We start from the raw sequence: 13,201 nt of genomic DNA on the forward strand, positions 1-13,201 counted from the left end.
TCAACAATAGTTCATATATTCATCATCCACAAAAAAACAACCAGGCAGCAATTCTCCGTTATTGGAGGTTCGCTGACTGGTGTTTTGGGTCTGTTGTGATTTGCTTGATAGGTTATGAGCTAAGCTTAATCATTCGTAGCTTTCGGATAACCACTCCGTTGTAGCGCACTATCTTGATATATCTGTAAGATAACTGCAATCTATACACTTATTCGATATCCACAAGGGCTAATTCTAACTTTAAGTGTATTCTATACAATTAAAAACTAGAGAAATAGCCTATAGAGTATTAAATCAGGAAAATAGATGTACAAAATACAGCTATTTGCATTGGCCGGGCGTTTTGAGCATTTTAGTTGTACAAAATACAGTTAAAACCATCTACTGTACACTTCAATGTTTCATACTCCATTACTTCATACTCCATTACTTCATACTCCATTACTTCATACTCCAATAATTCACTGCTTCAATACTCCATTACTTGTTACTTCGAAGCCGTTGGCTCTCATATGGTAACTAGATGGGGTGTAGTCCATTATGAGTCAGCCCATTCATTACTGATTCCTTTTGCCTATCCTATCCGGATAATTCTATCTATTTAGTCCTTCTACTTCTACCTAATCGAAATCATCACTAACTTATTTAACTTCAGTTGCCCCAGTCACTTTACCTTCAATCCCTGCAGTTGCTTTCACATCTTCGTTTGCGAAGTAAAGATTTCCATCAATAGTCGAAGTTTCATGCAGATTAAATCCGTTCGCTTCTACATAAACATCACCTTTAATGGTTCCGCCTTGAACTCGTAAATTTTCACTTTGTACAGTTAACTTAGGTACAGTGAGTGTGTAATTGGCAGTAACTTTGTGATCAGCGTCTTGGGAATAAAGAGCAATCTTACGGTAGATGTCGCCGTCTGCGGCCCCTTTATCATGGAATTCGCCTTCAACAACAACATCTTGGGCAATGGTCACATCATTTAGAATGGCAATAATCCAGTTTCCATCTTTACTTACAGCCTTGGTAAACGCATCTGCTTGATTTACGATTGAAGCTGTAGTAACTGCATCCGTTTGCTCTGTAGCTGGAGCCGTAGTAGCCGCTGAATTAGTTGCATTATTATTATTCGCACCACAACCAGACAAGACTGCAACCGAGACGCCTGCTACTAACATCATTTTAAATAACTTCATTTTAAATCCCCCTTGTTTTTGATTATAAATTAATTATATATTAAAATTTTTAATAAACAGGTGAAAATTTTCACAATATTGTGTCGTTATCTGAAGCGGTTTCACAAAGGTGATTAATTCCATACAAAAAGGACACTCCCAATAACTGCGGAAGTATCCTCATAGTCTTTATTACTATAATTTTTTAGATTAAATACCCTCTTGAAAAAGATATGGAACCATCATACTCTACACTTACTTTTTTAATGTTAGGTTTATGCAAAACATCAGCATAAAAATAATACAGCGGAAGGATGACCATTTGGTCAATGAGCATTTTTTCAGCTTTTGCATAAAGCTTGTTTCGTTCGCTAGTGTCTAATGTAAGCCTAGCTTGTTTAATATAACTATCATAAAGTGCACTGCTCCAGCCCGAATCATTATCGCTGCTCCAAGATGTGAAATAATCTAAAAAAGTCGATGGATCGTTATAGTCGGCTGCCCAAGCCGCTTTTGCCATTGTATAATTCAGCTTAAGACGATTATCAAGCAGATCTTCCCAGGGTTGAACCTCAAAGCCTACTGTAATGCCCAGATTTTTGTTCCAGCTGTTAATAACGGCTTCTGCAATTTCTTCATGACCTTCATTTATAATAATCGAAAAACTAGGAAGCTGAGTTAAGCCCTCTTCCTTCAAACCTTCCTGAAGTAATTTCTTAGCCTGTATTACATCCTCTTTGAAATACCGTGTATCAATAATCTCTGATCTAAAATTCAACTTGGAACCACGAATACTCCGAGGAATAAAACCGTAAGCAGGTGTACCATAGCCGATAGATTCTCGGTTAGCTGCCATGGCTAATGCTTTACGTATCTTCAGATTTTTGAAAGGTGCTTTGCTTAGATTGAACTGATAATAATATGTAGAAGCATACGGCAATGCATATAACTCCTGAGGGAATACAGAATTTAAAGAAGCCTTATCTATCAGCTCATCTTTTGCCCCTACCCAGTCAACTTCATTGTTTAAGTAGGCCATAGTTGGCGAAGGTGTTCCAGCTTTAGGCCGAAGTAGATGCACCTCTGAGAAACGAATTTCTTGCGCCGCATAATAGTTTGGATTTTTAATTAGATGAATCGAATTTTCATCCCACTGTTGCAGTTTAAAAGGGCCATTAGTAACCATAGTTTTAATATTGTACGCCCAATTCTTATCTGCTTTCGCGACTTGCGCATTAATTGGCATGTAAATACTTTCCGCGAGAAGCTGCGGGAAATGTGAAGTTTTTTCATTCAAAGTCACTTGGAGTGTATCGTTATTTAACGCTTTCACACCCACTTTCGAAGACTCCTTTAGCTTCCCTTTATGATAATTCTCTGCGTTAGCAATTATGAACATTTTGAATGCATAGCTATTCATAGACTGAGGTGCAAGCGCTTGTTTCCATGCATACTCAAAATCTGAAGCCTTAACCTGCTGCTGATTACTCCATTTTGCGCTCGGCCGCAAGGAGAACGTGTATGTTTTCCCATCCTTGGAGACTGTCCACGACTTGGCTATCCCGGGAACCGCCTCTCCCGCATCATTCAAACGCACCAATCCCTCAAATATCCCTTTAATGACCGTAGTCGTACTACTATCTGTGGAAGAGGCAGGATCTAGATCTACAGGAATATAATCAAAACCAATACGCAACACCTGTTTAGCCTGTACAGCAGATGCAGTGTTCCCTTCACTTACATTTAAACCTATTAGTAATACTAAAACAAAGAGAACATGGAGCAATTTTTTCATCGACACTTCCCCTATTTCTATTATTTTTATTAACTAGAATAACATGGAATCTATTGATTCCGATAGATTAATTTCACCGCAATTCTTCCATTTCTAGAACCTAGCAGGGTCATCTAACTGCACACTCACTTCCCATTGACGCTTTGGGATCAGAATGTTAATCTTTAGAAAATATCACAAGGATAAGGGAGCTATTTACTGGTGAAAAAGACAACCATGAAGGACATCGCACTTCGTGCCAATGTCTCCGTCGCAACAGTGAGCTATGTTCTGAATCGTGTCGGCAACCAAACCATTCCTGAGAAAACGCGCCAGCAGATTCTTCAGCTTGCCGAGGAACTACACTACATACCCAATCTGGCGGCACGTTCACTTGCGAATCAGAAAACAGGATTGGTAGGTGTGCTCGTTAACACCTCAGCCCATACCCCACACTGGAAGCTCCATGCCCAGTTCTCATTTATACATGCCTTGGAACAACGGTTAACAAATGCTGGTTACCATACGCTGCTATATTCACTTGATGTTGACCAGCCTTCTTTGGATATTATCGTAGAAAGAAAGCTGGAGGCTGTATTTCTGATCGATGTGCGCGAGGAAGCCTTTTATTCGATCTCCAAGCATTTTGTAGAAGGAATTCCTTTGATTCTGATCGACAGCATGATTGAAGATAAACTCTTTAAGCAGGTCCTTTTCAACTATCGAGCAGCTCTACAAAAGGTAAAACCACAGGACCTTTCACAGGTATGTTTAATTATGGAGAGCTTCAATAACTCTTTCCTCACCCGTTTTATTCAGGACAGTATTCCATTACCTGAAGAAGCGATATTCACCGTTGTCAATTTGGAGAAATTAAATACATTCTTACAGGAGGGGGGCTATAAAGAGGCCATTGTCATTAATGAGTTTATTGGAAGTTACGTTGAAAAAAACGGGAGGTTCGAACAACTCTCTGTGCTTTGCACCTGCAATTGTCCGGAAATATTAGGCGATGACGTTCATAAATTCATTTTCACAGGGGATAAAGCGGCTACTGCATTTGAACTAATGGACAAATTATTGCATCATTCTGACTACTCCGCACAAAAAAATAATTGTTATTTTGTAGAATAATTTTTTTGGCTATTCACTTAAGCGTTTAAGTTGAAGGGAGCATAACTTATGTCTGGTCCTTTATTAGTGAAACAAGTTCCCCCTGCTGTTCAAGCTCATCCCTCTCTTTGGGGAAATCGGAGATTCCTGCTGCTACTCAGTTCGTACTCCATTTCCTTATTCGGTAACACTTTTCATAGTATTGCTTTAAGTTTATGGGTACTGCAAACGACCGGCAGCGCCAAAATGATTGCCATCATCACGATAATCAATTTAGTGCTCAGTTCTTTACTTGGATCGATAGGGGGAACTTTTGCGGATAGGGTCAATCGTCGAACCCTCATGCTGATCACCGATCTGATAAGTTGCGGACTCGTAGTGACACTTGCTTTAGCCATTTCCCTGCCCTCTACATCGTTCATTATAGTCGCTATACTGACGGGTCTTACGACCGTTTCAGCTTTATTCCAGTCCCCGGCATACCAAGCTTCTATCACTACTGTTGTTGGTAAAGAACATCTACAAAAAGCGGTAGGATTGTTGAACTTGTCTGAAAACATCTGCCGTACTATTGGTTATTCAGCCGGTGGTATTTTCGTAGCGAGTTTTGGAGCAGCCGACGCTATTTTATTTGATGGAGCTACATTTTTCCTCTCCTTTCTGCTCGTTTTAGCAGTTCGCTCCCTTCCTTTGCCAACTCAATTAAATAACGCACCCAAGAAAGAACGGAAATTCACACAGGATCTGGTTGATGGAATTCGCTATATTTGGAGGTATCCTTTCGCACGCGCCGTTATGATTATGCTTCCTACCTTAACCTTATTTTTTGTCCCCTCCCTGATGTTGACGCAGGTTATGGCCGTCAAAGTGTGGGATTCCACTCCCTTTCAGTTTGGACTTATTGAAGCCTGTATTCCACTTGGTTATATGATCGGGTCCGGACTGATCTTGCTGCTTGGCTCCAAATTGAAAAACAGAGGTTTCCTTATTATGACTGGACTGCTATGTCTCGGTCCCCTGTACCTCCTGTTATCATTCGTCACTTCCGCTGCGATTGCCATTCCTATCATTCTTGTGATTGGCTTCATGTTCTCATTCTCCACGTTGCTGATTAATACAATCCTTAGGCTGGAAGTTTCAGAAGACATCCAGGGTAGGGTGTTCGGTGTATTAGGTTCTATCATGAGTGTAGCCCCATCCATTGGTCTTACTGCTGTCTCGTTCTTGTCTGATCTCTTCAGCCCTGGTCCTGTCATGGGTTCAATCGGAGTCTTACTGCTGCTGTTTGCCTTATCAACTATCACTAAATTAAAGGTAATTCGAAACTACAAGTAATTTCAGAATGTATCCTGTGTTCTTTATCGCCTTCTTTTTCTAATAACGCGTCTAAGATAAAGCTCAAACAGTAATAGAACAACCAGAAAAATCAATAACAGGAGACCCGCTATTCCAGTTAGAAACGGAAATAGGAGTGGGAAGAAAATACTAGGATAGGCCTTAGTAACATCTGAATAATATCCCATACCCATAAGGGAGGTACCGGAGAACTCGATTAGCTTGACACCTAAATGATTGATGCTTCTTTGCGCATAGCTGAGAACCTCTTCGTCTACTTCTCCGTTTTGTGCAATCGTGATGATTTTCCATTTTCTTGTTTCCATGGGTTGACTATCATCGGTCAGTCTTTGGACTATACTTACTTGTTCCTCACCAGTCTTTCGGTCCTTTACTGTGAGAATATCTATCCACGAAAAATATCTGCTGCCTCTGTCCCGATTGGATAGCCATATTTCATCAGGGGTGGAGATTTTTTGATCATTTAATAAGAACTGAACTTTGACAATATCACCAGGCGGGGCTTTCTCCTCTTCATCCCATGGAGTCATATCTGCTTTCCTGCCTGTTTTCACGTATATAGTTGAACAATGGGTTAAAAGAAATCGCCAGCAAAAATAGCGAGACGCCAGATATAACTATAAACTTCTTCATAAGTCCTCCTTTTTAACTTACAGTCAGTTTAAACTTTTGGCGTGAACCCCCTTCCGGTCCATCGGGAACATATTCCTGCAAAGGACTAAATCCAAATTTCCGATAAAACTCCCTGGCAGGTTGGCCTGCTAAATGTTCCTCACCAAAGGTAGTGACGGTTATCTAAATCTCCCAACCATAATAAACATTGTGGAATAAAATCAGCGTAGTCGTGTACTGCATTAATCGTACGGATTACCTCACGAGTACCCAGCTCCCGTTCTGCGTCATCCGAGCTCTCCAGTCCTAGCGAACGTCTGATATTGTAAGCTAACCATTCTAATTTTCCCAAAAAGCAATAGTTAAGCACAACCTGCCAATCCGCATAAATCTTTCCGCCATGCTCCAGATAGCTGCTAATCAAATTTGAGAATGCCTTTTTGCTTAAATCTCCCGATTCAGAACCTGACCAATATAAAGCTACATCTATCAGCTCTAACGTCGGATGAATAGGTCCTGCTGCTTCCCAATCGATTATTATTGGAGCTTGCCGCTCATCCCACAAGACATTTTTGGGGTCTAAATCCCGATGGCTGATAACATATTGATTCGTCAATAGACTCGCTGAAGAATGAATCAATGCCTCCCAATTCTCTATCTTATGCAGGTGATCTGCTAGCAAGCTTGACCATTCTATACCCTGCTGCTCTCCTTTGAGAGCAAGCTCTTTCCAATTGGCAACTGAACCATTAGACGCTATAAGCGTTTCAAAGTGATGCTCATCCGTTCCCTGTGAGAAATCAATATTGTGGAGCTGCGCAAGAATTGCCCCAATCTTTTTACAACAATCTAAATCTATTATGCCTGGAGGTAATGCCGTCCCCTGAACCCATGGAAACAATAAATAAAATTGCCCCTCAACCTCGTGCATACTACTGCCATTAGATACGATTGCCGGAACAGCATGGATCCCCTTTTGATAAGCCAGGTTCGCAACCATTTCAGAAAAAATATAATTGGACATTGCTGTATCTCGTTGCATAATTTGAGGATTTAAGGCCTTTACTGCGTATTGCGCTTTATCCGTTTGCAGGCGATACATTCTGTGCAAGAGTCCACCTGTTATCGGTTCAGGTTCATTCATCAACAGACCCAGATTATATTTGGCACAAAGTGTTGCGAATTTTAAATTATAGCTTATATTTTCCATGTTATGTATTCCTTTCTGTGTGAGTAAAGTCGTACTCATTTAAAATGGTTCAAGTAAATTTAAAACATATTTTTATCTATATGAAATATTATGTACTGTTCACTATGACATCCTGTGTAACCCTCGTGAACCAAAAATGAAAAGGAGGCTTCGTTAATGAGTAAGCGGTTACATCAGTCAGGATATCTTGTAATCATTTGGTTTTTAGTCTTTACGTTAGGGACGGCAGCTTTTGGCTCTCTTTCCTCTGTGTCGGCAGCAGCTGCCCGGCAAGCGGAAAAGCTAAATCGGGGACTAGTAGCAGTGAAGGTATCCAGCGGTGTATTTGTGAGCTGGCGGCTACTCGGAACAGAAGAACTGTCGGTTTCTTTTAATTTATACCGCAATGGCACAAAAGTAAACGTTACCCCAATCACGGACAGCACGAATTATCAGGATAACGCCGGCACAGCTTCGTCTAGCTATACAGTTCGAGCAATCGTTGGCGGTATTGAGCAATCTGATTCTCCAGCAGCAAATGTATGGGCCAACAATTATTTGGACGTTCCAATTCAGATTCCGGCTGGCGGCACTACGCCAGATGGCGTAAGTTATACCTATAGTGCCAATGATGCCAGCGTGGGTGACTTAGACGGTGACGGGGAATATGAAATCGTATTGAAGTGGGATCCTTCCAATTCCAAAGACAACTCGCAAAGTGGCTATACTGGCAACGTCTATCTGGATGCCTATAAGCTGAATGGAACTCGGCTATGGCGAATTGATCTGGGCAAAAATATTCGGGCTGGCGCACATTACACTCAATTTCTAGTCTATGATTTCAATGGTGATGGTAAAGCCGAAGTAGTCTGCAAAACAGCAGACGGTACGGTTGACGGAGTTGGCGTAACCATTGGAAACGCAAGTGCAGATTATCGCAATTCCAGTGGATATATCCTGACCGGACCTGAATATCTGAGTGTATTTTCCGGACAAACGGGGAAAGCCTTAACCACAATTGATTATGTTCCTGCCAGAGGAACGGTATCCAGTTGGGGTGACAATTACGGCAATCGAGTAGACCGCTTTTTAGCAGGAGTAGCCTATCTGGATGGAGTACATCCAAGCATCATTATGGCACGTGGTTATTATACACGCACAGTCGTTGTAGCTTTTGACTGGAATGGCAGTGCTTTGACTCGTAAATGGACCTTTGATAGCAATAGCTCCACCAATGCTGGAACCGCCGGTCAAGGTAATCATAGCTTAAGTGTAGCCGATGTGGATAACGATGGTAAGGATGAGATCATTTATGGTGCCTTAACCATTGATAATAACGGTGCGACCTTATACAATACAGGGCTGGGTCATGGAGACGCGCTGCATGTAGGCGATTTAAATCCGAACCGCCCCGGTCTCGAAGTTTTTAAAGTCATGGAAAATACTAGTTCTCCCTATGGCGCTGCGGTATGGGATGCTGCAAACGGGACGGTCTTATGGGGTGTATACACGGGAAAAGATACCGGCCGGGGGATGGCTGCCGATATTGATCCCAATTATCCCGGGGAAGAGGTATGGGCTCACGGTGTTGGCCTATACTCCATTACAGGCACCAAAATAAGCAGCACAATGCCTTCTGTGAATTTTGGAATCTGGTGGGATGGCGACTTGTCCCGCGAACTGCTGGATGGTGTCAAGATTGACAAATGGAACCCTGCAAGCAACTCCGTTACCAATTTATTAACCGGAGCGAGCGTAGCATCCAACAATAGTACCAAAGCAACACCAAGCCTACAGGCCGACCTGCTTGGAGACTGGCGCGAAGAGGCTATCTGGAGAAAGTCCGATAACTCGGCTCTACGAATCTATACAACTACGAACATCACCACTAATAAAATATATACCTTAATGCATGATCCAGTATATCGGTTGAGCATTGCCTGGCAGAATACAGCTTACAATCAACCTCCGCACACAGGATTTTTCCTAGGCAACGGTATGCCCACTGTGTCTAAACCCAATATCTACGTAGTGCCGTAAGCTTTCTAAAGAATTAGTAAGTGAATAAAAAAGCAATTGCAGTTATCCGGATGTGCCGGGGCAATTGCTTTTTTGTTCGGTTTATATCAGCAATGATCGAGGTGCGTTAATAGTTTTTTTAATTGTTTAATGCCTTCGCATTGAGTGGTTATTATTGCATATAAAATAGGTTTTAGTGCTGGGCAGATATTAAACTGTAAAACGTTGTTTGACATTCGTACAGCGCCCTCATGATGGGGTATCATCTCTCGTACAAAATTCGCATTCACTCCGTTGGTTACAGTTGCCGATCCCATTTCTGAGAACATCGTTTGCGTTATTTGCTCGAATTTCTTCATGTATTGAGATCGTTCAAAATCTGTATTCGTCAGCATTCTACATTTGCACTGGATAGCTTGCATATTGGAGATACTTTTGGTTTGTGCTGAAATGATATTTGTAGCAATACGCTGTATTTCAAGATTGGTCGTGTATTTAAGAATATTACGAGACATCTCAATAGCTGCGATATGATGCGGTATCATCTGTTGAATAAAGGTGTCTGATATACTACACGATAGCGGAACACATGTCATTCTTCTAATCATGGTATTTAGAATATTATAATAAGCATTCAGATAAGCTTGTGTCACATTGCTTAGTTTGCAGTTTCTATCCATAAGGTTCATAACTCCTTTCTGGATAGTGTATGAGAAACGTTATGGGTATGATCCTAGATTCCCAATCAGAATCCCAGCTTTAATAGCCAGGCCGCAAGCTTCTCCTCCCGCCTTTTCAATTCACCATCTACGCGATTATATTTTCCAAGCTGTTGCTCAGCTGCAATGCTGCCATCTAGCATATATAAGACACGCTCAGCTTGAGCAGCGACTTTAGCATCATGTGTGGCGATTATAAGCGTTGTTCCTGATTGATTAATATCTGCTAATATGTCCATGATTTCACTAGCTGCTTTTGAGTTAAGCGCCCCGGTTGGCTCATCGCCAAACAATATATCTGGCTGATTAATGAGTGCTCTGCAGATTGCTGCTCTTTGCAATTGTCCTCCTGACACCTGTGTAATATCACGTTCAGCCAGCGTAGCAATTCCTGTTTTGTTCATTAACTCGGCTGCTCTTTTATTGATAGTTCTACGGCTGCTGGTTCTCGCCCGATAAGCAGACAGGATGATATTGTCGCGGATATTCAAGTTTTTTAACAGATGCATTTGCTGAAAAATAAAGCCCATATGCTTTAAGCGCAGTCCGGCTAATTCGTTCTCTGAAACTCCGCTGATCTCCTGCCCTTTAAAAATAACACTTCCCGCTGTCAACTTATCCATCCCGCTGATCGTATACAGCAATGTTGATTTTCCTGAACCAGAAGGTCCCATGACAGCTATGAATTCCCCCTGTGACACCTGAAGCTGAACATCCTTTAATATCGACTGCGGAGTTCCTTGCCCTGTTGAATAACTTTTTTTTAACCCCTTCGTCTCTAATATGAACATTCTGCCACCTCCTATCATTCGACAATTAGTTTGGCTATACTGGATTTTCTCATTGAGATCGTGCTTGTTACGGTGGTGAGCGCTACAATCAGCATGAAAAGTAGCGGAAGAATAAGATAGGCTACCGCCGGATTGATTACAAACTGTATCTTAGAAGCACCCATAAAAGAGCCTAGCATTTGTGCAATTTTTTGCCCGAGAGTGTTAGCCGCAAAAGTACCAAGAATGACGCCCAGCCCTGATATTATCAGCATCCTTACCAGATACTGCCTACGAATATCTCCTAACGTAAAGCCAACACTTCTCAAAATAGCGGTTTGCGAAGAATCCTTGGCAAGCAGCATTTTCAGAAATAAAGAGGTAATCAATATCGAAATCGAAAATGCGATAACGATGGATAAGCCTGTAACCAGCTTCAATTGGCGAATTGTATTTCCTAATGTCTGAGCTAAATAGCTTTGCAGATGAGTGATTTTTGCTGGATAAAATAATTTGGTGTACTGATCCATTTTTGCCTGGACGGAAATTCCCGGGTTCACATCCAAAGCTACGACATACCAGAGAACCGTCTTCGGATCATATGACAATTGCGCTTTTGCGGTTCGGCCACCATTAGTTATATCCTGATAGATCCCGCTAACAGTCAATTTTTTTGCCACCCCAGCAACTTCTAAAAGAACGGTATCCCCCACCTTTTTATTCAGTTCCTTGGCGTTCAGGTCAGAAAGAGCGATCTCACTTGCACTGCTAGGAGTTCCTCCATTAACATACGAGAGCGGAAAAATAGTAAAGTCACCGGTTTCAACATTTAGCGATTCCCATACACCATCACTACCTAATACCTTAAATCTAGAAGTAATCAGTGGAGATAATTTAGAGATGTCCGGGTCATTTTCAAGCTTGGTTATCATCTCATTAAAACGCTTCTCTATTTGGTTCGATTGCTGCAAATCTATACGAATATCGCTCTGACCGACGCCCATATAAGAAACAAACCGGGGAGACTGAAGGGTATTCAATATATTCACTGGCACTAGAACGATAAACAAACTGATCACAAATACGAAGAACAATAATCCGTACATGGTGAAGCGCCCGTAAACATCTTTTACCCCGAGAAAAGCATTCACGTTAACAAATTTACGCTTACTAAGTGAAAATCTGCTTGTGTTAATCCTTGCTTCACCCCTCGTACCTGACCGTAAAGCTTCTACAACCGTGATGCGATTAAAGCGTCTAAGAATCATCCGGCAAAAGAATACAACAACTCCAAAGATCAAACCTACCGCCAGGACAGGAACAAAATATTGAAGGATACTGGCAGGAGCAACGCCCAAATACAAAGTAATATTGGCTGTAAACAAACGCACCACACCTAAAGATAGTAAATATCCACATACAGAGGCGACGGCTGCCATCACGATATATTTTGCTAAATAAATGCTGCGAATATCTTGCTGCGTGATCCCAATCGCTTTCATGACACCTATCTCTCTGTAATCCTCTTCCAAGGTAGCGATCATCGTAAATCTGAGACATAAAATAGCAATCAGCATCAGCAGAACACTTACCAAAATAATAACAACTGCGATAATCCCATCCGTCAGTGCATTCAGCGTTTTAAATAAAGGATAGTCAATAGAGGGGCCTTTATTGGGCAGATTTGAGGATTGATACTCATTGCGGAAATCATTGAGCTTGGATAGATCCGTAAGCTGAAATTCAATCAGGTATTCAGGTTCGCCGAGCTTTTGTTTAAGCGCTGTAAAGTCAGCAGCGTTTACGACAAAACGTTTGGAGCTGACCATGGCTGGATTCATTTGGACATCCCTTACAAAATCAGTAATCACAAACTTTTTATCGAACTGTTCACCTAAAACGCTAACTACGTCGCCGATTTTCAGATTCTTTTGCTTCATATAATAAATGGGGACAGCGATTTCTCCTGCCGATACCTCAATCACCTTGTTCTCTAAATTCAGCAGCAAATCAAACGAAGGATTCTGCTCTACAAAGCCGATATCCATCACGCTGTTTGCTTCCGAGCCTTGGTTACTGCCTAGATAAACGTTAGATCCATCCAAGTTAAGCATCTCTACGGTTTGTTGATCTTTCACCAGTGGATTAGTAGCTGTAAAGCTCTCGATTGCTGAGCTGTCGATTTGTCCTGCGTGCATCTGCACGAAATGAGGGGCTTTGGATTTAATCAATAGCTGATTCAAGGACCCCGACAACTCCATAATCACTTGCGACGCAGAAGCAACAAGCAAAGCCGATAACATGATAAACACAAATAATCCGAAGGTAATGATTTTATTGCGTTGAAGGTCTCTTTTTACAATTCGTAGCAGCATTGACGGGCCTTCTCCTCTCCTTAGTTGAATCCACCTACAGATAATCACTAGAATTAGTGTCACTGCGCGAAAATTTGGACTTCCGGAGACAAAGGCGGTCGC

Annotated in this window: 10 protein-coding genes; 3 read left to right on the forward strand and 7 right to left on the reverse strand. The window is 41.6% G+C overall.

Features of this window, described 5'->3' with window-relative positions:
* Positions 1–641 precede the first annotated feature (641 nt).
* Both MKZ16_RS20885 and MKZ16_RS20890 read right to left on the reverse strand, forming a co-directional pair.
* Positions 642–1,193 carry a polymer-forming cytoskeletal protein gene (locus MKZ16_RS20885; RefSeq protein WP_076105266.1) on the reverse strand — a complete coding sequence of 184 codons (552 nt, stop codon included), beginning with the start codon at positions 1,191–1,193 and terminating at the stop codon, positions 642–644.
* A 184-nt stretch (positions 1,194–1,377) separates the two neighbouring features.
* The gene (locus MKZ16_RS20890; protein WP_051491588.1) at positions 1,378–2,967 is read right to left on the reverse strand and encodes a peptide ABC transporter substrate-binding protein; all 1,590 of its coding nucleotides are present in this window, start codon (positions 2,965–2,967) and stop codon (positions 1,378–1,380) included.
* Between the two features lie 201 nt (positions 2,968–3,168).
* Here MKZ16_RS20890 and MKZ16_RS20895 point away from each other — a divergent pair, with 201 nt between their 5' ends.
* Positions 3,169–4,080: a LacI family DNA-binding transcriptional regulator gene (locus MKZ16_RS20895; RefSeq protein ID WP_076100191.1), complete on the forward strand. Its 912-nt coding sequence runs from the start codon at positions 3,169–3,171 to the stop codon at positions 4,078–4,080.
* Between the two features lie 66 nt (positions 4,081–4,146).
* Positions 4,147–5,394, forward strand: a complete 1,248-nt coding sequence (locus tag MKZ16_RS20900; RefSeq protein WP_339203292.1) for an MFS transporter — start codon at positions 4,147–4,149, stop codon at positions 5,392–5,394.
* A gap of 23 nt (positions 5,395–5,417) precedes the next feature.
* Here the strand turns inward: MKZ16_RS20900 and MKZ16_RS20905 are convergent, their stop codons facing one another.
* Both MKZ16_RS20905 and MKZ16_RS20910 read right to left on the reverse strand, forming a co-directional pair.
* Positions 5,418–5,945, reverse strand: coding sequence for a hypothetical protein (locus MKZ16_RS20905; protein WP_036688960.1), 528 nt, complete (start codon positions 5,943–5,945; stop codon positions 5,418–5,420).
* Between the two features lie 242 nt (positions 5,946–6,187).
* Positions 6,188–7,237: a phosphotransferase gene (locus MKZ16_RS20910; RefSeq protein WP_036688963.1), complete on the reverse strand. Its 1,050-nt coding sequence runs from the start codon at positions 7,235–7,237 to the stop codon at positions 6,188–6,190.
* Positions 7,238–7,393: 156 nt separating this feature from the next.
* On the opposite strand from MKZ16_RS20910, the gene MKZ16_RS20915 reads away from it, so the two are divergent.
* The gene (locus MKZ16_RS20915) at positions 7,394–9,256 is read left to right on the forward strand and encodes a rhamnogalacturonan lyase (RefSeq protein ID WP_162164293.1); all 1,863 of its coding nucleotides are present in this window, start codon (positions 7,394–7,396) and stop codon (positions 9,254–9,256) included.
* Positions 9,257–9,342: 86 nt separating this feature from the next.
* Here MKZ16_RS20915 and MKZ16_RS20920 read toward each other — a convergent pair whose 3' ends face one another.
* The 3 genes from MKZ16_RS20920 to MKZ16_RS20930 form a co-directional block, all read right to left on the reverse strand.
* Positions 9,343–9,915, reverse strand: a complete 573-nt coding sequence (locus tag MKZ16_RS20920; protein ID WP_076105264.1) for a DUF305 domain-containing protein — start codon at positions 9,913–9,915, stop codon at positions 9,343–9,345.
* 65 nt (positions 9,916–9,980) lie between these two features.
* Positions 9,981–10,745 carry an ABC transporter ATP-binding protein gene (locus MKZ16_RS20925; protein WP_076105263.1) on the reverse strand — a complete coding sequence of 255 codons (765 nt, stop codon included), beginning with the start codon at positions 10,743–10,745 and terminating at the stop codon, positions 9,981–9,983.
* Between the two features lie 14 nt (positions 10,746–10,759).
* Positions 10,760–13,099 carry an FtsX-like permease family protein gene (locus MKZ16_RS20930; RefSeq protein WP_076105262.1) on the reverse strand — a complete coding sequence of 780 codons (2,340 nt, stop codon included), beginning with the start codon at positions 13,097–13,099 and terminating at the stop codon, positions 10,760–10,762.
* Between the last annotated feature and the right edge of the window lie 102 nt (positions 13,100–13,201).

This window comes from Paenibacillus sp. FSL R5-0928 (assembly GCF_037970385.1).
Taxonomy (GTDB): Bacteria; Bacillota; Bacilli; order Paenibacillales; family Paenibacillaceae; genus Paenibacillus_AQ; species Paenibacillus_AQ odorifer.